The following is a 25,037-nucleotide window of genomic DNA, read 5'->3' as shown; positions in this document are numbered from 1 at the left end:
GGTCGTCGTTTTTTTAAATTTAGACTTCAGTTCCCGCCTACCGAACAACGTTTGCTGCTGCCCAGCGTTGCACAACCGAGGCCCTCACCGCCCTTGCGAACAGTAACCTTGGCAGGGCTGGACTTTTCTTCGGAAGCCTTGGGGCTTTCACCAGCTTCCGCGGTCTTGTTCATCAGACTTTGGAAAATCCCGCCCAATGTGCTCGCACTGGCAGTCTTTGGGTCAGCGGTAGAATCGGACTCAGTTTCATTGAGAGCCGACTTAAGAAGCATGTCTTGCGTACGAATATACGCCAATTGGGACAGCTCCTGGTTCTCGAAAACCTCACCATTGGTAATGTCGACCAAACCTTCGGCATTGAACCCGGAACTCGCCAAAGTGTTGACCATTACAGAAGCGACATCCATTTTGTTTATCTTCTCCTGCGTCACCTTCAACTGCGCCCGCTGCATGGTTTCATAGAGTTCATGCATCTTTGCTGCGATTTCAGGTTGCCGCTCGTCAGGAACTTCGATCCCTTTCCCCACGACCAAAGCCGGCAATGGCTGAAGTGCGTTTAGCCCTGCATAGTCCACCATGCCCATGAACTCTCGGATCGTGGCATCGCTTGCGTCGGCATGAAGGCGAACGACAACCTCCTGATCGAAACCAATCCGTCCGGTGAACGCGCGGTATTGGGACTTATCATCACTGTCCAACAGATTAGAAGTCTCTTCCATGAAGGCTACGCCATCAATCACGGCGTAGCCCTCTTCGACTTTCATCCCTTCCATAAAGGCAGCCTGTGCACCCAGGGCCAACCCGGCAATGGTGTTTCGAGGCGACTTTGGCTTCAGCGAAATATCGAGCCAAAGAACCTCCTGATCCTTTGCGTAAACGGTTCCGGTCTCTGCCAGCTTGCGGAGCATACCATCCTTGCCGGCCTGGCTTAGCCGAGCCAACTCAGCGGGGCTGTCGATGGAGCTAACCAACGGGACCGGTCGGAACTCGGAAAGAACCATGGATACGGCTTCGTTGTCGGCTTGGGTCAATTCATAACGCGACCACCCTTCGGGCGGCTCGGGCAGATATGGCTTTGCTCCAGCCTCCCACAGTTTTTGGCGTTCACGTTCTGCTTGTTCTAAATCGCGCTCTTTTCGGCTCAGGTCGAGCCGTGCGTTTATAGTGTCAACATATCCACCAACCGAAAGCATACCGTTGGTTTTTTTGTCTTGCTGGTAATAGTCGAGGCCCACCAAAACCATAACCACGATCAGCGCAAAGCCGATGACCCGCAACCCATCCATTTAGAACCTCAAATTTCTCACTGCTCTTTTCCGAAAGCATAGTGATTAATTGGGGCAGTCTTATGGCTGCACTGCAGAAATTCTGATTTGTGCAGCAGATCAGGAGTACGGAACAATCTTCCCGGGGTTCATGATGTTATCGGGGTCCAACGCCTTTTTGATCACCTCCATATAGGTGACCGCCGGGCCGAGCTCTTTCACCAGGTAAGGCCGTTTGCCCTGTCCGATTCCATGCTCACCCGTACAAGTTCCCTCCATCGAGATAGCGAGGTCATTCAACCACCCTACAAAACTCTCGGCTTTGGCCACTTCCTCAGCATTCTCCATGTCGATCAGAAGTAATGTGTGAAAGTTGCCATCCCCGACATGCCCAACGATCGGAGCAAGAAGCTCAAGCTCTTCCGCCTTTGCACGGGTTGCAGTGACGCATTCCGCAAGTCGCGAGATCGGAACACAGACATCTGTGGAGATTCCACGCGCACCGGGTCGCAATTGCAAACTGGCCCAATACATATCGTGCCGTGCTTGCCAAAGCTTGTTCCGCTCTTCGGTAGTCGATGTCGCGGCAAAATCCACGCCCCCGAATTCTTCGGCAATCTGGCCAAAGGTCTCGGCCTGTTCAGCCGCACCACTTTCGGAGCCGTGGAACTCTAACAAAAGCAGCGGCGTTTCCGGGAGGCTCAGCCCGGAATAGGCGTTCGCGGCCTTTACCGACATCTCGTCCAGCAGCTCAATCCGGGCCACCGGAACGCCATACTGGATGGTCATCATCACGGCCTGACACGCCGCATCGACAGTAGCAAAAGAGCACCGGGCCGAAGTGATCGCTTCGGGTATGCCCTGCAACCGCAGCGTAAGTTCAGTGATGATGCCGAGGGTCCCTTCGGCACCGACCAGCAAGCGTGTCAGATCATAACCTGCCGACGATTTCTTGGCTCGGTGCCCAGTACGGATAATCTGCCCATCTGGCATGACGGCCTCAAGGCTGAGAATATTGTCCTTCATCGTACCGTAACGCACAGCGTTAGTCCCCGAAGCCCGCGTTGCGGCCATCCCCCCCAACGAGGCATTCGCACCGGGATCGATGGGGAAGAACAAACCTTGGTCACGTAAGTGCGTGTTTAGGTCCTCTCGGGTCACGCCGGGTTGCACGACACAGTCGAGATCGCTGGTATGGACAGCCAGCACTTTATTCATCTGAGACAGATCGACTGAAATCCCCCCCGCCGGAGCATTTACGTGCCCCTCAAGCGAGGTGCCTGTGCCAAACGCAATCACAGGTACTTTGTGCAGCGCGCATGTCTTGACGATTTCCGAGACCTCTTCCGTTGAATGGGGGAAGACAACCGCATCCGGGGATTGGTTCTCAATCCATGTGGTCGTGTGACCATGCTGCTCGCGGATCGCCTGCCCGGCCTGGAGGCGATCCCCGAATTTTTGCTTCAGAATGCTGACAGCCGTCTCGATTCCGGTCTCGTTTCGCGGCAACGCGGCTGCCTGCACCATTTAGCTTCCTCCTATTCGCCCAGCGCTATGCCTTCACGGCGCGGGTCAGCACCGCCGCTTAGCACTTCGCCAATCTCAATCGCGTGCAAACCAGAGGTCAGGTCACGCGGATTAACCTCAAACCCCAATTCGATCAGCGCGTCCGAGTAACCTTCCGCTGCTGTACCCTGTTCAACGTCATAGGTTCCGAAACGGTTCACCAAATGCGGCAGAGACAGTGCCTGCTGAACATTCATATCCCAATCCGCCCAAGCGACGATGGATTTGGCTACATAGCCGATAATGCGGCTCCCTCCGGGCGATCCGATGGCCAGAACCGGCGAACCGTCCTGCATCACTATTGTCGGGCTCATCGATGAGCGCGGACGTTTACCCGGCTCCAACCGGTTGGCGATCGGGACACCATCGCTATGTGTCTTGAACGAGAAATCCGTCAGTTCGTTGTTCAGCAGAAAGCCGTTGGTCATCAAACGCGAACCAAACCCGTTCTCGATCGTCGTGGTCATGGAAAGAACGTTGCCATATTGATCCACGATGGAAATGTGCGAGGTTGACGGGAGCTCTAGCGAGGTATCATCAGCCCAGTTTGACGCATGGTCGAACTCAGGGTTGCCCGGCGCAACTTCGGTCAACGCCCCTTCACCACTTAGCAGCTGACCACGTTCGGACAGATAGTCAGGATGTACTAGCCCTTGCGTGGGCATTGGGACGTAGTCATGGTCAGCCATGTAACGCCCGCGGTCGGCAAACGCCAAACGCGAAGCATCCCCGATCAGACGCCATGCGTTCACGTCTTCTGGACCCATCGCCGCCAGATCGTAGCCATCCAGCATGCCCAGAATCTGACCCACTGTCAGGGCACCTGATGACGGGGGGCCCATGCCGCAAATCTCATACGATCTATAGGCGGCACAGACCGGCTCACGCTCGATTACTTGATACAGGGCTAAATCGATTCCAGACAGAACACCGGGATTGCCCGGCGCGCTGCGCACGGTGCTAACAATACCGGCGGCAATTTCGCCACCGTAAAAACCGGCAGAACCTTCGCTGGCCAGAGTCCGTAATGTTTCCGCATAATCCGGGTTCATTAATCGTTGGCCCTGCTGCAACGGCGCCCCGCCTGGGAGGAAGTACTCAGCCGTTGCGGGGAAACGAGACAGGCGCTCGGCATCCGCTTCGACTAGGGTCGCAAGACGCGGGGAAACTAGAAACCCATCCTCAGCTAGCGTTATGCCGTCCTGAAAAAGGCCCGGCCATGGGCTGCGCCCCCAACGCCGATGCGCCTCTTCCAAAAGCGCTGGCGTACCGGGGGTACCAACGGATAAACCGCCAACCACCGCATCATAAAACTTCAGAGGCTCGCCGTTCTCATCATGAAACAACCGGTGCGAAGCCTCCAGCGGGGCGGTTTCACGCCCGTCAAGAGTGGTCATCTGCCCAGTCGACGCATCGTACCACACCAAAAATGCACCGCCGCCGAGGCCCGAAGACTGAGGTTCGACAAGCCCGAGCACGACCTGCACGGCAACCATAGCGTCAGCCGCTGACCCACCCGCGCGGAGCACTTTTGCGCCGGCCTCAACAGCCAATGGGTTCGCAGCAGCAACCATCCAATTTTGCGAGGTGACTGGCTGACCAGCCAGTTTCGCTTCGAGCGAGGCAATGACTTCTTCGGTAAGAGCCTGCACCTGCCCTTCCGACGCCCCCTCGGGTGCAACGGCGTCAGCGGTTTCTTGTGCGAAGGATGGCCCGCTAATAGCCAGAGCCGTCAAAAACAATCCAGAAATCAGACTTCGCTTCATAGTTTCCTCCTGAAAAATCGCTTTCTGTATCCTTCGCAGATCTCGTGCTTCACAGCATGGATGGCACGACCTGATCTGGCGGCCGGTGACCGTCTTCGAAGGTCTTAATATTTATAATAACTTTCTCCCCCATCTCGATCCGGCCCTCCAACGTGGCCGATCCCATGTGGGGTAACAGAACAACGTTCGGCAGTTGCCGCAATCGCGGGTTTACGTCTGTACCGTGCTCATAGACATCAAGGCCAGCGCCGGCAATTTCACCGGAACGGATTTGCCGTGTCAGGGCGTTTTCGTCGATCACTTCGCCGCGCGAGGTGTTCACGATTACGGCTGTCGGCTTCAACAGTTTCAGCCTTCGCGCATTCATCAGATGAAAAGTCGAAGGGGTAGAAGGACAATGCACCGAAATCACATCCATCCGCGCCACCATCTGATCAAGGCTTTCCCAATAGGTCGCCTCTAACTCTTGTTCTATTTCAGGGCGTAAACGGCGGCGGTTGTGATAATGAACCTGCATTCCAAATGCGCTAGCGCGACGGGCCACTGCCTGGCCAATGCGTCCCATGCCCAAAATTCCAAGACGGCGGCCACCAATGCGGCCACCCAGCAACGCGTTCGGGGCCCATCCAGACCAGTCACCTTTTTGCATGACCGACAGGCCTTCGGGAATTCGGCGAGTGACTGCCAGAATCAAGGCCATTGTCATATCAGCCGTATCGTCCGTCAGAACGCCCGGTGTGTTCGACACCAGAATGCCCCGCTGCCGGGCTGTTGCGACGTCAATATTGTCGACCCCAGCCCCGTAGTTCGCGATCAAACGCAGGTTTTCACCAGCCTGCCCCAGCAGACCACCATCAATCGTATCGGTTACCGTCGGCACAAGGACATCGGCCGTCTTTACCGCGGCGACCAGCTCTTCACGCGACATGGGAGTGTCGTCGTCTCGCAACTTGACGTCGAACAACTCACTAAGCCGGGTTTCAACCGCCTCGGGCAACCGTCGCGTTACGACAACACTCAGACGTTCTCTTGGCACTTTCGCCCTCCCACTGCTTTGCAAACCTTCGCGCGCCATGGCATCGTGGCGCAGGATAAGGCGGGGCACAAGAACCCCAAGGGCATTGAGTCGACCTTTTTTCGAAACCGAATAAACAGGCACAAGAGCAGACAGGCAGTGAGTGGTTCCAAACCGGTGAAACGCCGTTTCTTGGCGGTATTGTCCGTATTCATGATTGCGTTTGGCACAGTGTCCGCCAGCGCACAGGACAAACGCGGCCCCGTAACAAACTTGCCCCTGCCACGCTATGTCTCGATGAAGGCAGCCGAGGGTAACGTGCGTCGTGGTCCGTCGCTGACGCATCGAATCGACTGGGTGTTCAAACGACGTGGGATGCCCCTGCAAATCACCGCCGAATACGGAAACTGGCGCAAGGTTCAGGACCGCGACGGCGCGGGCGGTTGGGTTCACTACGCTTTGTTGTCCGGGGTGCGGACCGTGCTGATCGAATCCGAACTACTGCCGGTTTACACCAGTCCGGACCAAAACTCGCCTGTTAGTGCTCAATTCGAAACCGGCGTTGTCGCCCGCTTGGGAAGTTGTAGCTTGGACTGGTGCCACATCTCAGCCGGAGGCTACCGGGGCTGGACGCAGAAATCGAATCTGTGGGGCGTTGATCCGTCTGAAATCCGCGAATAGCGGGGCTGTTTCATCTACCCCGCCCAAGACCTAAACGCTTCAGGCGCTTTCGGTTTTTTGCGAACCCATTTCCTTGTCCAATAGCAAAAGGTTCCAACGATCCCCATTGGCCGCTTTGACCTGATCCAGGATTTTGCCGAACAAGTCCTCTTCTTCATTTTGCTCAGCCAGAAACCAGTTCAACATGTTCTGCGTGCTGTATTCCTTGACGTCATGCGCCAGTTCGAACAGCGCATTGATTTGACCGGTCACCGTTTCTTCGTTGGCCAACGCGTGCTCCAACGCTTCGACCGGCGAGTCATAGTCGGTCTTCGGCTTGGCGATCCCGTCAATTTCGATTCTTCCGCCGCGTTGAGCCATAAAGTCGAAGATACGCATGGCGTGAGTATTCTCTTCGGCCGAGTGGCCCCGGAACCATTGCGCAAATCCGGGCAAATCCTGCGACTCAAAATAAGCCGCCATGGCCAGGTAAGTGTAGGACGCGTGAAGTTCATTGTTGATCTGACAGTTCAATGCTTCTGCAACATTCGGGTTCAGCTTCATCTTTTTCTCCTGTGTCACGGGATACCTAAGCAATCCCAAAGCTATGGATTCCCACGGCGCAGCACAATGGATAATTGTATTTTTTTCATACTTTACAATTATTTAAAACCACCTCATTGGAACTGCAAAGCACTTGCATAACCCGTGCCAATTTCGAAGTTTCTCTACCCTCGCCTGCAAGCTTCACCACTCGACGGTTCCGCCAGCGCTCCACCGAGAAATTTTTGACCGCTATGTCTGTATATGCGTAGAGCGTTCAAAGCCCACCTGGAGCCGCCCAGTAAGGTTTGAAAAATTTACATTCAGCGACCGCGGGAACGAGCAAAAAATAATTTTCACTTCAAGCCAATTTTTTCACTCAAAAGCCCTTGATCCCTCCAAACAACAATCGTAGATAGCGCCTCACCGTTGGGGTGTAGCCAAGTGGTAAGGCAGCGGTTTTTGGTACCGTGTATCGTAGGTTCGAATCCTACCACCCCAGCCACCTTTTCCAGAAAAGCCAGGAAAATAAGGGGCGACAGAGCCTCCGGAAAATCCGATGTGTCACAGCATTCGGAAACTGTGACACATGCTGTGACACAGCCGGCCAGTAACCGACCCGGCAGTCGGTTGCGCAAACCCCGTTACCATGCCGGCCCCTACCTCATGCGCCGCGGCCGTATTTTCTATTTCCGAAAACGCCTGCCAAAAAGACTATCAAACCAGGTCCCAAACCAGTTTCTTTGCCTGTCGCTGCGAACCGACCTCCCGCTCGACGCCGTGAAGCGCGCAGCCGCGCTGCTCACCGTCCTCGAGCAGATGGAGAAAACACACGTGGACGCACTGATTAAAGATTCGCTGAACCCCGAGACCGCCAAAGCCGTCTTGACTGAGATGCTACGCTCAGCACTTGAGGGCATGCTACAAGAGCAAAACCAAGACACTGTCATGAGCGCTGGCGAGGTCGACCAGAGGATCGAAGCGCTGCAGGAAGAAAACCGACGTCTCCGGCAGGCCGCAAGGAACAGACAATGGGCCGACGTCGAGCCTTTGCTGCGCGCCGCTGGAGACCGCGTTGCCCTAAATCTTCCCACACCGATCTCAAACGATCTGGGCAAACGTGCGACAGCTTTGCAACGTCGGTTAAATGAAGTGGAAATTGCCGCGCAAGAAGGCGACGACGTGCGCTATGCCAGTTCGGATCTCTTGGCTGAACACGGGCTGGATGACTTCGACAAGTTCGTTCAGGCACCAGTTTTACTTTCCCAGGCGCGGGCAAGGACCGACGAAAACTACCCTTCCGATGACATGAAGAAAATAACCACCTCCGTCTACCGGCTGATGGAGGAATGTCTCGGCGACATCCCGGTCGCTTCTCTCACGAAAGAAAGACAGAAAGAGTTTTTGGGATGGGCATCCCGATTGCCCCGCACCCAGGGCAAGTCGCACGGCCGAAACCGCTTCGAGAGCGAAGGGAAAAGCATAACCAAGGAATTTGAGATTTCTCAGGCGGACGCCGCCGATTTCCAGGTTATGGAGGAAGTTCGTGCCATTGAGGGACTATCCAACCCCGAAAAGCGTGCCTTGCTTGCAGAACGTCTGGTACCGCGCGTAACCCTGCGTACACTCAAAAAGTATCGGGATGCGATGAACAGGATGTTCAAATCGGCTTCAGAACTCGGCCCGGAAATCCCTAAAGCTATCTCCTACAAAGAAATGCAAAGGCACATCCAGTCACTTGAACCCAACGATGAGCTGCATGTACGCGTCACGAAACCTAAAAACCGGATGCCCTGGACCACGGAGCGGATCGCGCGTCTCTTGACGTCACCGATCTATTCGGGAGCGGCGTCTGAGCATCGCCGCTGGCAACGAGGCAATGTAATCGTACGGGATGCGGATTATTGGGTGCCCCTGATCGTTCTCTCCATCGGTTCTCGCATTGAGGAGATTTTGTTGCTTAAGCGCAGAGATATCCGGTTTCGCGACGGCACCTATCTCTTAGCAATCTCAACTGGACCAGAAGCCGTGGGCAAGTCAGAGGACAGCAAGCGGTTTATCCCCATCCCGCAGATCCTGTTGGACTTGGGGTTCGTCGAATGGTTCCAGTCACTCCGTGACGATCACGGCCCACTGCTCTTTCCCGAGGCAGTGCGCAGATCGAAAACGGGTGACGTAACCAGCGCCTACGGCAAGCATCTACGCCGTATTTTCGGACATCTTGGCATCGGAGATTTCGACGAGGATTTCTATGCGCTTCGCAAGACCTTCTCGAGCATGTTGAAACGCGAGATGGTGGTTGACGGTGAGCGGCAGGCAATCGCGGGGCATAAGAATGGCAATGTCCTGAACATCTACTATACGGCACACCATGTCCAAGACCTTAAAAAAGCGGTCGACAAGGCGAATTTCAAGCTGATGATCGGTAAAAAGCATCGCTATGGCTTCCCGGTTATTCTGGCTTGCAACCTCGCCGAAAGCTCTACACTGGAAATTGAAGTAACCCTTGGTGAAAGCAGTCAGGTCGAAAGCGTGACGGTAACGGATCCGCAATTGGAGAAGCCGCTATATCAAATGCAAGAGATCGGGTGTCTCTCTGATGACGCGCTTAAGAAAGTAGCCTTCAAGCTTCGCGAGGTGACTGACCTAAGGCCCCTGAAATTGCCGAAATACAAATTGAAGCGCGCGGCGTTTGAACACTTGCTGGCGCTCGCTTAGCAGCTACGAGAGTGGCTTTCAGACCTGGCGCGAAAATTTGCGCCGGGCCTACTTTCAACACATGAATTGTTTTTTCACCTCATTTTGTGTCCGTGATTCGACAAGGTAAAGGTAAGAGTTTGAGGCACAAATACCATTTAATTTCATTGCCTAAAGGCTTATGTAGGCGGTATTGAAAACCATAAGAAAAGTAGCAGAAAATTGATTGAAGACGACGGCGAACGCGAAACCAACAAACCGGACGTTCAGCTTCCTGCCGTCGTACCTGATGAGGATTCTGCACCCGTCAAGCTGGAACCACCGGAAAAGGGAACACGCTTATCTGAGGGCAGTCGAGATGTGGTTGATGCCGGTCTTTCTGCGGTACCATTTGTGGGTGGTGCGCTTAGCGGATTAGGTCGAAGTGTCCTGCCCTCGAAACGGGACAAAAACATCACGCAGTGGCGAAGTGACGTCACTGAAGCTGTCAACAGCACGAGTGAACGGTTGAGGGCGCAACAGAAGATCACTGAAACGGTTCGGCTGGAACATGAACAGCTCAAGAGCACTATTTCTGCAACCGCAGAACAGGTAGAACACCTTTCACAGAGCGTTCCTACTGGCATCATTGAGCCAGATCCATTGGATCCCGAATTCAAGATCTACCGAAACCTAATTGAACAGTCCAAATTCGCGACGGCAATCGGTCTTCTGAGGGCGCGCTTGCAAGAGGCTGACGCAACCGGACCTCTACCGCCGAAGTCTGCAGCGAGGGTGACATCCTTGATTGCGACATGCGAAAAAGGTTTGGGAAACGATCAAGAAGCTGCACGACTATTCATTGAAGCCTCGGAGATAGATCCAGAGAACCTCAAGCACCGCTCGAATCTGGTTGTGGCGCACTTGCTACAAGGCGACCCGGAAGCCGCCGAGCGGTGCGTGAACGAATTGTTGGCCACAGAGCCGAACAGCGCGCTCCATTGGGCAAATTGGGTTTATGTTAGAAGCGCGAAAGGCGATTTGGTCGATGCATCTGAAATACCCTTGGAGTTACGTCGGAACAAAGATGTCTGTGTTGCACGCATGGTTACCCTCCGCGCAGCAGGTGATTCACGGTGGTACGACGAAGCCAAACGAGCGTTGGCTATGCACCCGGATTCAAAGACTCTTTGTCGAGCCGCGGCTGAGGGAGATCTCGAGCGGTTGGCGTCCTTGCATTTTGAAGGGTACGCATCGCCGCAAGAGTTTTCAGACGCGAAGCAACAATCCGGACAGGCCGCTGAGTACCTGCTGGAGCTTTGGAAAAGCCACACGCTGACTGAACTCTATGGGATCGCACCTGACACGACGCTTTTGCAGAACACGATCATGGGTCTACGCTTGGAAGAACGTCTTCCGGAAGCCCGAGCACTTGTTGACGCCAATGTTGATACCCTCTTCGCAGATCCCAGCGCGCGCGCTGCGGTTGCTGGCCTCGCGATACAGTTAGACGACGATGAGCTACTTGACCGAGCATTAACGGACCGCTTTGCCGGAGACGCGCCAATAAGATTGGAGCGTGCACTCAACAGAGGAGAGTGGAAGGAAGCGCTTGAAGTAATTGAACTCCAGACCGAAGACCTGGACGGAAAAACACAGATCCCACCAGAAGACATAGCGAAAGTTTCGAATGTCTTGCTGTTGCCGGAAGCCGAGCGCAACGATGCGTTTCAGGAAGCTCTGCAAGAGATAAAGCCTGACGCGCACAGCTATCTTGTTGTTTGCCAACTTGCCAATCGCTTCGGTGCTACCGAAGTCGGCGATAAGGCATTCGAACTTGCACTCACACAAGATCTCGCAGGCAATAGAGAGCTTCGCTGGCGCTTGGCCTCAGAGTGCATAGATCGCGATCAACCAGAGAAGGCAATCGGCCTTCTCGAGGGTAACGTAGACACTGGCATGGAAACGAGAGAACGAAGGATGCTGGCGCTGGCCTATGCATCGGCCGGCATTCCACTGGCGTCGGGCGTCGCGTTTTTTAACTCTGTCCAACGTGCAGGAAACGCAGGCGAACAGACACAGCGCGCTGGCGGCCACTTTCACCTCAATCGCCGACGCCCTCAGGATGCCCTTCCATGGTTCCGACGCGCTTTAAACCTCGACCCGAATAACGCGCGCACGCAGCTCGCATTATGGCAGAGCTTTCTCAGGGCTGGGAGGGAACGCGACGCCCAGAACTTCCTTGCAACAATTGCGTTGGAATCTTTAGAGGGTGAACTGCGCGATAGAATGGACTTGTGCCAAGTTTTGTGGCGCAGCGGCCGCCGAGATGCGTTGGATTACGCTTACGACATCGCTGCGCGACATCAAACAGACGCCGGAGTTTGCAACTCGTACGTCGGATTGTTTTTGGTTGAAATGATGGTCGACGGAGACGCTCCATTGATACCGGAGAGTTCTATCGTTGAGGAAGGCAGCTTCGTAAGACTCTCCAGGTTAGACAATGGAAAGCCATTTGAATTTGTTGTCGTCGCAAGTGAAGATGACGTGGCTCTTCATCTTCGCGCGGATCACCCAATAGTTGAAGCGGCAATGGGTAAAGCTGTAGGCGAGGAATTTAAGACCGAAACCGGTCCAAACCGGTTCGTATGGAAGATCGAACAGGTGAAATCCAAATATCTTCACCTGTTCCATTTTTTGTCACATACACTCCAAGATCGTTTCCCAGACGAAACGGCATTGTGGTCGGTCACGATCAAAGATGATGATGTCACACCCATCTTAGAGAACTTGAAAGCTCGGCGTGCGCAGGTCGAACGCATAGAAACTCTCTACCGAGACAACCCACTGCCACTGGCTTCAGTCGCATCCATGGGTGGGGGGAACTCGATCGAGTTTGCGGTGTATCTGGCGCAATCTGGTCAAGAGATGTTCAGCGCAACGGGTCGCACTCCGGACATACGGCTGGAAATCGAGCATGCTCGCCAGGCCGTCGAAAAAGGAGTGGTTATTGACACTCATACAGGATGGCTGCTCAGCAAGCTTGGACTCCTTGGATCAGTTCGAGAAGCATTCCATACTGTTTATGCCTCCGCCTCTTGCGTCGATGAGCTTGGTGAGATGGTGGAAAATTTGAAAAGCCACGAAGATGGACGCCTGACCGCAGTGGCTGAAGGCGATAAAATTGTGTCAATTCAACAATCCGCAGAGGATCTCGCGGCTCAAGTTGACGATCTCAGGAACGTGGCAGCGAATATCAAAAATGACTGCAATGTTGTTGGGATAGAAGTTTCGGATTCACTTGATCTGAAACTGAGAGAACTTTCTGATTTCCTTGGCACGCAGTTTGACACACTTTCGGTTGCGCAGCGTGAAGGTACCACCGTTTTGAGCGCAGATCTTCGATTGCGTCAAATTGCACAAGATGTCTTCAAGATCGATGCGTTCGGCTTCGATGCGCTTTTGAGCTTGCTTTTGGACGAAGGCATAATTGATGAAGTCGCCCGGGCGGAAGCTCTGCTCACGTTGGCAGCATTGCGTCACTCTTTCATTGGCCTGAACGCGCCGACGTTGATTACAATGATGAGAATCGACGATACAGACGACATGGGTCGTTTCCAGAGAGCTTCAGAGTATATTGGCCGGCCAGATGCAAATATCAGAAAACACATTCAAACCGCAGCCGCCTTCGCGTTGCTCGCCTTCGAGGATCCGCGTGCACGTCGAAGAGCTGAGAAGGCAACAGGAATGATCTTACGCAGTTTGGTTCGCTTCAAAGGCGTTCCACTGAAAGACATAGTAAATGCCTTCGCGCGGCTCGCAAACAATTCTGAAGTAACGTCTTACGTCGTGTCCTGGCTCCGAGGTCACTTTCTTATGGATCTTTATCAAGCTCAGATGGAAGAGACTGACAAATCCAACGCCGATAGTTGATAATTGGTGAAATCGTCAATTCCGCCAATGGCTTCGAATTGAACGATGTCAGCATCCAGCCTCGCGCCTCGGCTATTTTTTTCCGGATCGGCGTTGTGGACCCATCTGCTCTTCATGAAGCGACTATCCAAACTCAGAATCCATTCTACAGCGCTGGCCGGCCTGCCAAGCTTGTCCCAAACCCAGATATCGAACCGCTGGCAATTGCATCCGGACACCGTGCGCCGGGTACTGCGCGAATTGAGTATTCGTCCCGCGCCCGGGCCATGGAAGCGCCCGCGCTATGCCATCACGGATGTCTGGCGGGTCGAAGGCGTGCCCCATGCCAAGATGCTGGATCAAGATCAACATCCGGCGCTGCTTGAGCCACTGCTGACCGGCAAAGACCTTGCTGCGGAACTCGGCTGCGTTCCGGCAACCATCCGCAATTACGCCCGCGATAACATCATTCCAAGCCTCCGGATTGGTGGCTCGATCCGGTTCCGGAAACACCAGATTGAGGAGCTCTTTGATGTTGTGTGAGGCCGAAAACACCGCAATTCGCACCTTTGCCAGATCTGGAAAAAGTGAGGAATACGCCCACAAAACCTCACCTCAATACGTTTTGTAGCCCTTTTCCTCATTTCGCTTCCAGAGTGCCGAAATTCGAAAAAAGAACCTCAAAACGCATCTCTGAAGATCACCCGAATTTCCAAGAACTACCGCGTCACTAACGCCAAAAAACAACACCAATGATGGAGGCAAGAATGCAGATGACCCTCGAGCAAGCTGTCAAAAAACTCGACGCCGGAGACTACCCATTTTCGCAAGCAAACGCGAAGAAGATCCGGGGATCCGCAAACAAATGTAGGAAATTGCCAGGGTATAATTGTCCGCTGGCGATGATCCCGATCGATGTCGATGCCTTCGTCAAACGATGGTCAAGTCACATCGCCAACAAGGATGCGCCGGAAGGCTTCAACACTTTCAAGCAGTTTGAAACGTGGCACGGCAACGTAAAGAGCCTGATGGCGCACGCGTCAGGATTGCGCGCCGAGGAAAAGCGTCTGCGCGGGCTGGAGGACGACTGGTCACAGCTCCAGAAAGCTGCGACCGCGCTGATCCAACCGCGTAGAAAAGGCAATAACATCCAAACACCAGAACTTATTGCACTGACCGTTCTGACAAGCCTTGCAAGAAGCAAGGGCGTCCAGCCGGCGCAGCTGAGTGTTGATATGTTGCACCTCTGGATGAAAGACTGTCACGATCAGGGTCGCAAGAACGCAATTCGTAAAGCTGCGCGTCTGCTGGATCGCCTGCATGAGTTCCCGGAGATTGTCGGACCCTCGCTTTTGCCATCTGTTATCGGTGAGATTCCCAAGGCCACACGCCACCGCGTGACACCAGATTTACCGGCCAAAGTTATCTCGGCTATTCGAGAATACCAGGCGACGATGCGCCTCGGTCGACCCTATGATGGGCTCCTGGCAGGCCGCCGTCGCGCGCCGCTTTCTCCGCAGACTGTCAAATCTGCCGGGGATGATCTGAACTGGTACTTCACCTGCCTCTTTGAACTCGGTCGATTGGATTTGGACGGTGGCCAATCCATCGCGGAATTGACCAAGGCAGATAATCTGTTTGCCGCCTTCGATGCGGAAGTGGGCGGCGAATACTACTGGAAGCCGCTCGTGGCCAGAACGCTAAAGAAAAACATGGGGGCGGTATTTCGCTTCGCCCGTGAGTTCCACCCTGAACTCTCAAAAGTTCAAAAAGAGTTTTTCGAGACCGAGTACTTCCAAAACTGGGATACAATGACGGAGGCTAACCAGGCGTTCTGTCGGCGCCTTGTCACGTCACCTCGGCGTGTCGAAAAGTTTCTATCTCTCGCAGGTGAGTTTCATAGCCAGGCTTTGCCGCTGATCCAAAACTACAATGATCTTTCGATGGGTGATCAGGCTCGTGCGGTGAGACTTTCACTTGCCGCTGCCATGGCCGCTGTTTTGACCTTTATGCCGCTTCGGGTTGATACACTGGTCAATCTGTCGATCACTGGCGAGAAGGCCAATGTTTCCTTCCCGATTGGTTCGCGAACTGTCAGCTTCGCCATTCCAAAGGAAATGACGAAAAACAAGAAACCTCTGACAGCGTTGATCAAGAAACGCGGCAAGGTCGATCCTCGTCGCATCCTGAAATGGTGGCTTGCCGAAGCGCGCCCGCACTTCATGAAGCGGCTTCACAACCCGGACCCACAGCTACTGTTTGGGGGAGCCCGTTACAGCAATGCGGCCGATGCCTGGCGCTACGCCACCGCTTCGGTCGATTTGTACATGAAGCTGCATCAGGTGCGCCACGCTATCGCCTCGATACTGATCAATCAGCCCGGCGCCGACCTGAACGTCATATCCGCACTTCTCAACAACTCTCCGGCCACGGTTTCGAAGACTTACGCATTCTTTGACCAAACTGCAGCGATTGAACGCGGCCAGGATGGGTTGGATGCCGTCAACAACGCACTCGCAAAAGGGAAAAACAGATGAAGTATCTGATCACGGAACAGGAATTGCCGCTGCCTATGCGTCGGTATCTCGCCGATGTCGATACCGGACGGGCCTATTATGCAAAAAGCCTTCACCCGAGTAGGCATGCTCTTTCCTCAGCCTTTCGCGGTCTCATCGAGACCGCGCGACATCATGGTTTTGCGGAAAAGCTATCGCGGGAGACTGGAGTGGCTTTTTTTGATCGCCTGAGGGCGGACGGGTGGCAAGAAAACAGCCTGAGTAGTCAGGCAGGGCTGCTTCGGAAATACGCGTTTGAAACCGAAGAGGGCATGGAGTGGGCGATCGAGAGCGGCGCATTTGACCGCCGCCCACTCGAACTCGTCTTTTGTGCACCGCACTGGTCGCGATTTCTCGCAATCCAATCGGAGTTGCAGGAGGTCTGCGAGCCTTCGCTGATCCGTCTTGCCGATCGCTGGATGCGCTGGCGTCAGTCGATGCCTCGACTTGATGATGCCACAATGCAAAGCTTCAAAGCAGACGCGCGCAACCTCGGGCTTCTGGCTGAATTGATGTCGGAAATTGATCCGGAGAACCCGGACACAATCTTCCTACAGCAATGTCAACGCATACGTCGAACGGTTACCCGCCCAAAATCGCCTTCGCATAAGAAGCCCTCGTTTCACGACCTTCCGGAACCTTTCTATACGGAAATGGCTCGGATCGCCGCGCGGTCCGATAAGCCCAACGGGTTGTCCAGTGCCCGGATCGAATTGTTGTCCTGCGCTCTGCGACGCTTGGTTCGGATCACCAATAGCAGGCAAATGCCAGTGGAGCTTTCGATGGAGACGGCGAAAGCCTTCGCCGAAGACGTCTTCGACAGCGACATCAAAACGCGAAGCAAAGCAAATTACTGCGACGCACTCGCAGGCTTTGCAAAACACGCCAACTATCCCAGCGAAATTCGCGAGGCGCTTATGGAAACGCACAATGCATTGAAACTCGAGTCCTCGTCCGATCTGCGTCGGAAGGAGGTGGCTTTGGCACAGAACCCATTGAATCTGGTTGACCTCGCAGAAATTGCCCATGCGCGACTTCGACAGGCTCCTCACCAGGATCATATCCGTACCCGTCGTCGTGACTACGCGCTTGCTGGCGCTATGGCTTTGTTGGCGAAACTGCCATTGCGCTCTCTCGACCTGCGGACCGGGCGGATCGGTAGGGAATTCCTTAGAGATAGTGAAGGTTGGAGCGTGGAGATCGAGACATCCAAGACTGGAACTTTCATCAACGGTCGACTTGCAGAATGTCTGATCCCCTATCTGGATGCGACGCTACTAATGGGAGTCGGCGAAATGCATCTTTGGACCGTCTATAAGGCGCGGATCGGAACGGCACTATTCGGCAATCCTGCTCGCGGTTGGAAACCTTTCGGTGACAATTGGTTATGGGAAAACATGCGGCAACTGACCGGCCACGGGCCACATATCGCTCGTAGTCTCACATATGATGCCGTGGTGGAGGACTCCGATCTGGATCTACGCGTCGCGCAAGCGCTCTGCGGTCACGCCCACAAGACAAGCCGACACTTTTATGAGCTGAATGCAGATCGCTACCGGCGATTGGAAGCGCAAGAAATCCTCGCGGAAATTGCTGAATCGAGAAGGAAAGACCCAGACAATACAAACATGATCGCGATGTAATTCACCGCGCCCCAGATTGATAACAAGTGCGGCATAGGCGGCAAAATCTACTCAATAGCCCTCGGCGACTCCTCACTTCGATCGGTCGCGCGCCTAATAGGGTGTGAAGTATCCCGGCCCTGACTTCCTCTCATCTTGCTACGTCTTTGTGAGCAGCAAGATGAGAGAAAGCTCAGAGCTCAGATCAATAGAAACTACGTGCAGGGTGAAAGGAGAACGCCCCCGCCTGCGCGCTTGTCGTCCGATGGGGGCGGCGTAAACACAGGGTAATTCCCAATGAATAACAACCAAATCCTGACGCAAGTCTGCGTGTTCCTCGAATCTGCTGATCTCGATCTTCAACATGCAGTGTTGCTGCTCGGTGGATCCGCAGCCCTGATGCGCCTGCAGCGGCTGCGCGCGTCGGTCGCAACTGCCAACGCCTACACGGTCCAGCATCGCAGTGGCCTGGAATGGCTGCGCGACCTGCTCACTCTGGAGCACGTCGGTGATCCGAACCGTATTGAAAGCGGATTTTTCGCTGATATTTCACCGGAAGATCCGGCGGTGCTCGTCATCTGCGGGCTGACTGACCAGCTGGAAGCTTTGATCGCCAGAATTGATGAACCAACGCTCACGCCTGTAGTGGCTGAGACTGAAGCGGCGGCGTGAGGAGATCGTGATGAGCTACACATACACTCGCCGGGAACAAACGCTCGAGGAGCTGGGTGCTTGCGTGATCTCGCAAGCGGCCGCTTTTGCAGACGACTGCGCACGGCATGGGCCAATTCCGCGCGGGCTGATGCGGCGCAACTTTTCGCATATGCTCGAGCGGCTGGAACGCGGCGATGTTCTCGATGAGCGGGACGATGCGTGTATCGCAATGGTCGGCAAGGATCTCGTCTCCGCTGCAAACGCTCGGTGCGCAGGTTACGGAAACAAGGTGCTCGAGATGGACACTGAAGAAGATGTTCTGATCGACAGCGAACTGGAGCGGCTACGTCTCCGAATTCTGACATGGAGTCAGTTTCAGTTTCTACGAAATCGCCTACGAGCGCGGGTGAAAGCGCAGTCTTTGATCGGCAAGTATGATTGACGAACGAAGTGACAGCGCTTCAAGCCCGAATTGCTCTCTGTCGCTGCCCAATCAAAGCCGCCACTTAAAGAGGCAAAAGGAAGCTTGGTAAACCCGGTTGGAGGCCGACATCTACGCAGATGCCGGCTTCCAGAAACAACTTAGTTCCTACTTTGCTTTATTCAGTTTTTTGCCGCTTTGACGTAGCGGTTTCGACTTGAATGACGTTAACAACCAGCCCTGCTCATTGTCGAAAGAGAACATCTTTTCCGGTGCGAGGCGCTCCTGCAGCAAATCGTAAGCTGTAGCCATGTCATCATCGGATGGTAGAGGAAGGACAATTTCATCCTCGCCGTAAGTCAAGGCAGTCTCTGCGATGACCGGCATCAAGCCTGGTCGACCGAGTTTGTCTGTCCAATCGGAACGGAGACACAACGGTCCGGTAACTGAATGGCCTCTGTGGAAAAGCGTAAATCGTATCCTTCTTGCGTCTTCACTTAGACACAGGATTCCATTTGCAATGGTCTCAATTATCAGATCGGACAAGGATTTCTGTACGGACATAGTGCTCTCGTTGTGATGTAGTGTTACTGGTTAGCAAAAGATGTGTTGTTTCAAAAAAATGAGAAACTGCCTGTTTGAATCCTGAAATGATGAGCTGCTTGTCGCTTTGAAACCGTGCAAGTGCACCGCTCGCAATGCCCGGTCCGCCAAGCCTCGGATATAAGACTTGCCAGCCAAGACGGGTCGGAGCATCTACAGACTGAGCTGTAACTGGTGCGGTGAGGATATGCTTCCCTCGGCGTACTTAGTTATTGTCCTCCGCTCCACCTTCCCAGCGCTGCAGATCCTCTTCGGACATTGGCTCGAGAAAGTTGGGGGAAGAAAGCCGAGGTAACCCGGATCTATACGCGTGGGCTATATTTGCGGCATCTGCGCCTGCTCGATGTGTTGTTGGGCGCTCCGCTCGCGTTTCGTAGACTTGCTCGATCGCACCGTGTGCAAAAACGCCGTCTTCTTGAGAAAACGAGACCCAGACGATCCGGTCAAAGTCAACGATCTGCCTCGCACGTTCACCGAGCGTTGCGAGAAGACAGTCAAGCCAGCGTTGGTCGAGCTCAGGAGCGTCGCTGACAAGGATGTTGTCGCCTACAATTTCTTTCAACCAGCGTGCTACATCTTCCGCGGCTTCCGCCGTCTTCAAGGCGCTGAAAGGGATATTGTGTACGGCAGCGCTTTTCACTGACCAATCATCGAGCAACCAGTCAGGATCTGGCTGTATGAGCTTGCTTTCGACAACGACATCCTGCTGTTCGATCCACGCAATGCCAACTTCGATTGGCCAGCTTTCAGGGCTCAACGAGGATGCCTCGAAGTCGATGAATACGAGCTTTTTCGGATAGACTATTTTCCCATGCTCATCGAGCCCGACACCGAGACCAAGGGAGCGACGTTTGGCAAAAAATGCTTCTTCTTCCGGCGTCGGCCGGCTGATTGAGTTCAATAGGTTTTTCAGGTCATCCTGAGACATGATCTTTCGGTGGCAAGTTGGGCTCAGACCCACAGGTTCCGGTTTTCGTCAAGTGTCATGGCAGGTTCTGCGGTTACGGGAATGCAACTTATCAATTGTGGGAACATCAAAATGACAACGTGGGAAATCGCCTTCAATATTGCGGCCGCGGGAGCGACAATCATTCTTCTTCTTCACCTATGTCGGCTACTGAAAACGTGCGAGCGGGATCGTTCAAACGACGCTGAACTCGTGAAACAGTTTAGGGACACCGCGCCATATGACAATCTCGAAGACCTATTATCGAACAAAGAATGAATTTTGATCGGTGACGAGTAAGCACCTCTCATCTGTCTTATCACGGCACGAAAACCTCGAGTTCGGATCCCAGCATGTCGTCAATTGGGCCGCAGTGCTTGAGCCGTGCTCCGTCAATCGCGCCCAGAACCTTTGCCTTCCGGTCAGGCAACCTTGCCCAACTGGCATAACAGTGCACTTACTGATCCAGTGCATGTGCGCTGGATCAGCAAAAATACGATGTTTTTCCGCAGAATTTGGATAGACATGTTCAATGAAGAGGTTCGCCTCAGGTTTTCTTTCTGTCTTTCTTTCAGCCAACGCCACTTGATGTCAGACCGTGACTAACCTTCGGCTTGCCATGGCAATCTTTGCAACACTAAGACGGGTTTTTGCTCGAGCACGGATGTGCATTGGCACAAGAAACTGGGCGCGCCTAAACGCGCCCAGTTTCGTCAAGTCGCGACGTGAGATATCTCCTTGTCCGGCGAGTATATGTCCAAGATGTTCCAATGTCCGGTCGTTGGTGTTGGGTTGTTGATCATTGGCACATCGAGCACGGTTGGCTTGCCACTGGCGATTGCCGCTTCCAGTGCGGGCAACAGTTCGTCGGCAGCGCTGAGCCTGTGCCCTTCCGCGCCGTAGGCTCGCGCTATGTCGGCATAGCCCGGTCTGTTTGCGGGTGCGGCGGCGGATCCGGGGAACGTGGTTCCATAGGTCAAACCGTAATGCGCTTTTTGAAGGCCGGCGATCGTTCCGAAGGCGTTGTTGTTCATAACCAACCAGATGATACCCAAATCAAGTTCGACCGCTGTTGCCAGCATCGACGGATTTTGACCGAATCCACCATCGCCAACCAAACTTAGTACGACTCGATCAGGTGCTGCCAGTTTTGCGCCGATCGCTCCCGGCGGGCCAAAACCCATCGTAGCGAACCCGCCCGGGGTCAGTATTGAGCCGGGGGTCAGGATATCGAATTGCTGTCCTACACCGTTCTTGTTCCACCCAACGTCTGTGGTGATGATGGCATCCTCAGGCAGTGCCTTGCGGCTATCTGCCAGAATGCGCTCAGGCATCATCGGAAAGGCCGACGAGGTCGCCATTTCCACGTTGCGCGCTTTGAATTTTGTCCGGAAATCCGTGATCTGCTTTTCCAGCGCGGGGCGGTTGAAGCCGTCCGGATACATCTCGCGGGCAACCCGGTTGAGGACACGTAACGCGGGCTTGGCGTCAGCAACGACTCCGATCTCGGTGGGATAGTTCCGACCGATCTCCTGCGGCTCAATGTCGATATGAATGACCTTCGATCCGGGAATGTTGAACGTGTAGCCAGGGTACCAACTTGAACAATCAGCCTCTTTGAACCGAGTGCCCACGGCAAAGATGTAGTCCGCATTCAAGCAGGACTGGTTGACCAACTCGGTGCCCCAAAACCCGGTCATTCCCAGCACAAGCGGGTGGTCGTCTCGCAACGCGCCTTTACCCATCAGGGAATGCGCGACTGGAAGGCCCATATGTTCAACAAATTCTCGCAACTCTTCGCTGGCTTGTGCCAGAAGAATACCACCCCCGACATAAGCGACTGGGTTTTTGGCTTTAGCCAACGCTTCGACAATCTCTCCCGCTGTCTCGTCGTCAATCGACGGTTTCTTGAGCGCGCGCGTGTTGTCGCGGATACGGTCGAAACTGTCCGAGGGGATCACCTCTGAAAAGATGTCCATGGGGACATTGACCAGTACCGGTCCGGGCTGGCCGCTTTCAGCGAGATGAAATGCCTTTTCCAGAATTTCGGCCATTAGATCTGCCCGATCTACGCGCCATGCGCGTTTGACGAAGGGGCGATATATCTCCCACTGGGCAGCGTCCGCGTGCAGGTTCACTTCCTGATGCGGGTGTTTACCGTAGTAATGTGTAGGAATATCACCTGCGATCACCACCATCGGGATACAATCCAATGCGGCGTTGGCGACCCCGGTGGCGCAATTGGTCAGCCCCGGGGAGAGATGGGACAACACCACCGAGGCCTTGCCCGTCACGCGGGCATAAGCGTCCGCCGCGTGGCTGGCGATCTGTTCATGCCGCACGGTGACGAAATCGATGGGACTTTCCGCCAGCGCGGCCAGAACCGCGATATTCGTATGACCGCAAAGGCCGAACACATGCTTGACCTCGCGACGTTCGAGGAAGTCGACGATGTGTTCGGCAACGGTTTTGCCTTCCAGTTTTGCTCCATCCATCACGCGACCTCCTGCCCGTAGAACTCTCCGAACAGATCCGGCTCCGAGGGGCGATCCTCGGGGATCGGACGACTGACCCAGGTGTAGTTCATCATATGTTTCATGGTAACGTTTTCATTGGTGATGTTGCCGCCCCAGATGCCGCAACCCAGGCTGCTGGTCATAGGCATGCCATTGGTCCAGGCACCCGCATTGGCCTTGGACTGAGGCTGTCGCACCATCATACGGCTGACCGGAGCAAGACGAGCGAGCCGATCGATGTGATCGTCATTATGGCTATAAATCCCGCAGGAATGGCCCTTACCTCCGGTATTGTAAATCCGGCTGACCGTTTCCAGCGCGTCATCGAACGTGTCGAAGTGATAAAGCGCCATCAGCGTGGTCAGTTTTTCCTTGGAGAACTTGTGCTGCGGCCCGATTTGCCCCTGATTTTCAACCATCAGAAACTTGCGATCTTCGGGGATGCTAAATCCGGCGACCTTGGCCGTTTGCTGCGGCGGACAGGCGATGGTCGGGAAGGTGCGGTTTCCCTTCTCATCCCACATAGCAGCTTGGAGCATAGCCTTCTCTTCGTCCGAGCACAGGTACCCGCCTTCGGCCTCAAGCGCCTTGACCATATCATCGTAGACCGAACGCTGGATAATGATGTTACCGTCGGCCGAACAACCTGAGCCAAAGTCGGAGGTCTTGGAAATACGAGTGTTTTGAGCGGCGACATCCAGATCGGCTGTCTCATCGATGACGATGGATGAATTGCCGGCGCCGACGCCATAGGCCGGACGTCCCGAGCTGTAGGCTGCTTTGACCATGGGCTTGCCACCCGTCGCCAGCGTAAGGTCACAGATCTCCATCAGATGTTGCGTTAATGGGATCGACGGTTTGCGAATGGATTGAAACAAGTCCTCGGGAGCACCGGCAGCCCGACAAGCTGCACGCATGACCTCGACCATTTCGAAGGTGGTATGAGCGGTTCGCGGATGCGGGCTGAAGATGACGGCATTCCGGGCGTTTGCGGCGGAAACACCGGTCACCGGTGGCGTCATTGCTGGATTGGTCATCGGGATCAGGGAGGCGATGACACCGGCAGGCTTGGCGTATTTCACCAGACCTTTTTCCTCATCCACCTCGACGATACCGGTCGATGGAGTGCGCAGGACATCACGCAGCACCATGTGAATCTTAAATCGCTTCGCAGGACGCCCTTCGCGATCTCCGATGCCGCTTTCGTCCACGCCTTGCTGGGCCAGACGGGTGAAGGTTTTCTCGTTCCCTGCGTACCATGCAATGGCCTGAGACAGGCGGTCCAGCCTGTCCTGATCCCAATCCTCGATTTCGGCCATGGCAGCGCGGGCGCGCGCCAGCATATCGGCCGCCATGTTGCGGTCGTTTTCAGTGAGCTCTTTGCCCATGATGATCCTCTTGGTGTTTTGGAATTGCTGCATCGGGCATACGACGCTGAGATCGCGCCCGGCCGAATGTCCGCTTGGCGTGGCTGAGACAGCGACGCGCGTGTTCTTCATATCCCAACTCGGCAACGCGGCTTTGGTTGGGCAGTTCGATGGAATAGTCGACGGGCGGCATCCGTTCGATGATGCCGGTGAAATCGATCCAGCCTTCGCCGGGATACAACCTTGCATCACGGGCCAGCTGGATCATGCCCTCGCGCGTATCGGCGATGCCGGGCAGGCAATCAGAGATATGCAGGAAATGAAACAGATCCGAGGGGACGTGTAGCAACTCTCCCAAATCCACGCGGCTGAGGTGCAGGTAAAGCGTATCGACCAGAATACCGCCGTTGGGCTGATCGGAGGCACGCACGATATCAAGCGCCTCATCCAGAGTGCGCAAGCGGGAGAAGCTTGGAAACTCAAGGTCCACTGTTAGCCCATACGGAGCCGCCAGTTCGCAGGTCTCGGAATAGACGTCGATCAGGAAGTCACGATCATCGCGGGTGTTGGTCCAAGCGCTCATGATCATGCGTTTGGCGCCCAGTTCCCCACCGATCTCCAGAGAAGGTTCAAAACTGCGCGGATCGACATCTTCGGTGATGCGCGCCAGTTCGACATCAAGGACTTTCAAACCGGTTGTAGAGAGCGCAGTTTTGGTAGCCTGCACCTGCGCCTTGTCGATTGGCGATTGGGTGAATTCACCGGACACATGCATCGGAATAAACCGGGGGCTAACGGCATCGTAACCGGCCCGTGCTGCGATATAGACCAGCTCGGGCGGCGTACAGCCGATCAGCGTCAGATGCGCCAAAGAATAGAGAGAGGGGCTTGCACCAGCCTCTTCGGGTTTCACCATGAACAGTGGCTCCACGTGTCTGCGAATCTCAATT

General features: G+C 54.6%; 18 protein-coding genes and 1 tRNA gene. 9 read left to right on the top strand and 10 right to left on the bottom strand.

What is annotated here, in order from left to right:
• Window positions 1-26: 26 nt before the first annotated feature.
• The 4 genes from ACR0EO_RS08190 to ACR0EO_RS08175 all read right to left on the bottom strand — a co-directional run bounded on the left by ACR0EO_RS08190 (window position 27) and on the right by ACR0EO_RS08175 (window position 5,633).
• A complete protein-coding gene (locus ACR0EO_RS08190) occupies window positions 27-1,286 on the bottom strand; it encodes a hypothetical protein (protein WP_480688775.1) in 1,260 nt (419 codons plus the stop codon).
• A 99-nt stretch (window positions 1,287-1,385) separates the two neighbouring features.
• Entirely contained in the window at window positions 1,386-2,792 is a 1,407-nt protein-coding gene (locus ACR0EO_RS08185) for an FAD-binding oxidoreductase (protein WP_480688773.1), read from the bottom strand.
• Between the two features lie 11 nt (window positions 2,793-2,803).
• Entirely contained in the window at window positions 2,804-4,597 is a 1,794-nt protein-coding gene (ggt, locus tag ACR0EO_RS08180) for a gamma-glutamyltransferase (RefSeq protein WP_480688771.1), read from the bottom strand.
• A 49-nt stretch (window positions 4,598-4,646) separates the two neighbouring features.
• Window positions 4,647-5,633 (bottom strand): 2-hydroxyacid dehydrogenase, encoded by a 987-nt coding sequence (locus tag ACR0EO_RS08175; protein ID WP_480688769.1) that lies wholly within the window; start codon window positions 5,631-5,633, stop codon window positions 4,647-4,649.
• A 192-nt stretch (window positions 5,634-5,825) separates the two neighbouring features.
• Here ACR0EO_RS08175 and ACR0EO_RS08170 point away from each other — a divergent pair, with 192 nt between their 5' ends.
• Entirely contained in the window at window positions 5,826-6,293 is a 468-nt protein-coding gene (locus ACR0EO_RS08170; RefSeq protein WP_480689742.1) for an SH3 domain-containing protein, read from the top strand.
• Between the two features lie 39 nt (window positions 6,294-6,332).
• Here the strand turns inward: ACR0EO_RS08170 and ACR0EO_RS08165 are convergent, their stop codons facing one another.
• Window positions 6,333-6,836 carry a ferritin gene (locus tag ACR0EO_RS08165; RefSeq protein WP_480688767.1) on the bottom strand — a complete coding sequence of 168 codons (504 nt, stop codon included), beginning with the start codon at window positions 6,834-6,836 and terminating at the stop codon, window positions 6,333-6,335.
• Window positions 6,837-7,245: 409 nt separating this feature from the next.
• On the opposite strand from ACR0EO_RS08165, the gene ACR0EO_RS08160 reads away from it, so the two are divergent.
• The 8 genes from ACR0EO_RS08160 (at window position 7,246) to ACR0EO_RS08125 (ending at window position 18,676) form a co-directional block, all read left to right on the top strand.
• Window positions 7,246-7,320 (top strand) — tRNA-Gln (locus tag ACR0EO_RS08160).
• Window positions 7,321-7,376: 56 nt separating this feature from the next.
• Window positions 7,377-9,533, top strand: a complete 2,157-nt coding sequence (locus ACR0EO_RS08155; protein WP_480688765.1) for a DUF6538 domain-containing protein — start codon at window positions 7,377-7,379, stop codon at window positions 9,531-9,533.
• Between the two features lie 201 nt (window positions 9,534-9,734).
• Window positions 9,735-13,424: a PIN domain-containing protein gene (locus ACR0EO_RS08150; protein WP_480688763.1), complete on the top strand. Its 3,690-nt coding sequence runs from the start codon at window positions 9,735-9,737 to the stop codon at window positions 13,422-13,424.
• A 45-nt stretch (window positions 13,425-13,469) separates the two neighbouring features.
• Window positions 13,470-13,946, top strand: coding sequence for a helix-turn-helix domain-containing protein (locus ACR0EO_RS08145; protein ID WP_480688761.1), 477 nt, complete (start codon window positions 13,470-13,472; stop codon window positions 13,944-13,946).
• A gap of 224 nt (window positions 13,947-14,170) precedes the next feature.
• Window positions 14,171-15,940 carry a hypothetical protein gene (locus tag ACR0EO_RS08140; protein ID WP_480688759.1) on the top strand — a complete coding sequence of 590 codons (1,770 nt, stop codon included), beginning with the start codon at window positions 14,171-14,173 and terminating at the stop codon, window positions 15,938-15,940.
• Window positions 15,937-17,601, top strand: a complete 1,665-nt coding sequence (locus ACR0EO_RS08135) for a hypothetical protein (RefSeq protein WP_480688757.1) — start codon at window positions 15,937-15,939, stop codon at window positions 17,599-17,601. The genes ACR0EO_RS08140 and ACR0EO_RS08135 overlap by 4 nt, the downstream gene beginning before the upstream one ends.
• 276 nt (window positions 17,602-17,877) lie before the next feature.
• Complete coding sequence (locus tag ACR0EO_RS08130) at window positions 17,878-18,252, top strand: hypothetical protein (RefSeq protein ID WP_480688755.1); 375 nt, start codon at window positions 17,878-17,880, stop codon at window positions 18,250-18,252.
• Window positions 18,253-18,262: 10 nt separating this feature from the next.
• Window positions 18,263-18,676 carry a hypothetical protein gene (locus tag ACR0EO_RS08125; protein WP_480688753.1) on the top strand — a complete coding sequence of 138 codons (414 nt, stop codon included), beginning with the start codon at window positions 18,263-18,265 and terminating at the stop codon, window positions 18,674-18,676.
• A gap of 147 nt (window positions 18,677-18,823) precedes the next feature.
• Here the strand turns inward: ACR0EO_RS08125 and ACR0EO_RS08120 are convergent, their stop codons facing one another.
• The 5 genes from ACR0EO_RS08120 to ACR0EO_RS08100 all read right to left on the bottom strand — a co-directional run bounded on the left by ACR0EO_RS08120 (window position 18,824) and on the right by ACR0EO_RS08100 (window position 25,003).
• Entirely contained in the window at window positions 18,824-19,219 is a 396-nt protein-coding gene (locus tag ACR0EO_RS08120; RefSeq protein WP_480688751.1) for a hypothetical protein, read from the bottom strand.
• A 244-nt stretch (window positions 19,220-19,463) separates the two neighbouring features.
• Window positions 19,464-20,186: a 3'-5' exonuclease gene (locus ACR0EO_RS08115; RefSeq protein WP_480688749.1), complete on the bottom strand. Its 723-nt coding sequence runs from the start codon at window positions 20,184-20,186 to the stop codon at window positions 19,464-19,466.
• 731 nt (window positions 20,187-20,917) lie between these two features.
• Window positions 20,918-22,699: a thiamine pyrophosphate-binding protein gene (locus ACR0EO_RS08110; protein WP_170753376.1), complete on the bottom strand. Its 1,782-nt coding sequence runs from the start codon at window positions 22,697-22,699 to the stop codon at window positions 20,918-20,920.
• Complete coding sequence (locus ACR0EO_RS08105) at window positions 22,699-24,108, bottom strand: aldehyde dehydrogenase family protein (protein ID WP_480688747.1); 1,410 nt, start codon at window positions 24,106-24,108, stop codon at window positions 22,699-22,701. Before ACR0EO_RS08105 ends, ACR0EO_RS08110 begins: the two co-directional genes overlap by 1 nt.
• Window positions 24,089-25,003 carry a sugar phosphate isomerase/epimerase family protein gene (locus ACR0EO_RS08100; protein WP_480688745.1) on the bottom strand — a complete coding sequence of 305 codons (915 nt, stop codon included), beginning with the start codon at window positions 25,001-25,003 and terminating at the stop codon, window positions 24,089-24,091. The genes ACR0EO_RS08105 and ACR0EO_RS08100 overlap by 20 nt, the downstream gene beginning before the upstream one ends.
• Window positions 25,004-25,037: the final 34 nt, after the last annotated feature.

This window comes from Ruegeria sp. BE9 (assembly GCF_056538765.1).
This window is presented reverse-complemented; position numbering and strand designations above follow the sequence as displayed.

Coding starts and splice junctions, on each gene's coding strand:
- ACR0EO_RS08130 (WP_480688755.1), top strand. CDS start 17,878: ATGAATAACAACCAAATCCTGACGCAAGTCTGCGTGTTCCTCGAATCT.
- ACR0EO_RS08120 (WP_480688751.1), bottom strand. CDS start 19,219: ATGTCCGTACAGAAATCCTTGTCCGATCTGATAATTGAGACCATTGCA.
- ACR0EO_RS08100 (WP_480688745.1), bottom strand. CDS start 25,003: ATGGTGAAACCCGAAGAGGCTGGTGCAAGCCCCTCTCTCTATTCTTTG.
- ACR0EO_RS08185 (WP_480688773.1), bottom strand. CDS start 2,792: ATGGTGCAGGCAGCCGCGTTGCCGCGAAACGAGACCGGAATCGAGACG.
- ACR0EO_RS08140 (WP_480688759.1), top strand. CDS start 14,171: ATGCAGATGACCCTCGAGCAAGCTGTCAAAAAACTCGACGCCGGAGAC.
- ACR0EO_RS08105 (WP_480688747.1), bottom strand. CDS start 24,108: ATGGGCAAAGAGCTCACTGAAAACGACCGCAACATGGCGGCCGATATG.
- ACR0EO_RS08135 (WP_480688757.1), top strand. CDS start 15,937: ATGAAGTATCTGATCACGGAACAGGAATTGCCGCTGCCTATGCGTCGG.
- ACR0EO_RS08165 (WP_480688767.1), bottom strand. CDS start 6,836: ATGAAGCTGAACCCGAATGTTGCAGAAGCATTGAACTGTCAGATCAAC.
- ACR0EO_RS08110 (WP_170753376.1), bottom strand. CDS start 22,699: ATGGATGGAGCAAAACTGGAAGGCAAAACCGTTGCCGAACACATCGTC.
- ACR0EO_RS08145 (WP_480688761.1), top strand. CDS start 13,470: ATGTCAGCATCCAGCCTCGCGCCTCGGCTATTTTTTTCCGGATCGGCG.
- ggt (WP_480688771.1), bottom strand. CDS start 4,597: ATGAAGCGAAGTCTGATTTCTGGATTGTTTTTGACGGCTCTGGCTATT.
- ACR0EO_RS08170 (WP_480689742.1), top strand. CDS start 5,826: ATGATTGCGTTTGGCACAGTGTCCGCCAGCGCACAGGACAAACGCGGC.
- ACR0EO_RS08125 (WP_480688753.1), top strand. CDS start 18,263: ATGAGCTACACATACACTCGCCGGGAACAAACGCTCGAGGAGCTGGGT.
- ACR0EO_RS08190 (WP_480688775.1), bottom strand. CDS start 1,286: ATGGATGGGTTGCGGGTCATCGGCTTTGCGCTGATCGTGGTTATGGTT.
- ACR0EO_RS08115 (WP_480688749.1), bottom strand. CDS start 20,186: ATGTCTCAGGATGACCTGAAAAACCTATTGAACTCAATCAGCCGGCCG.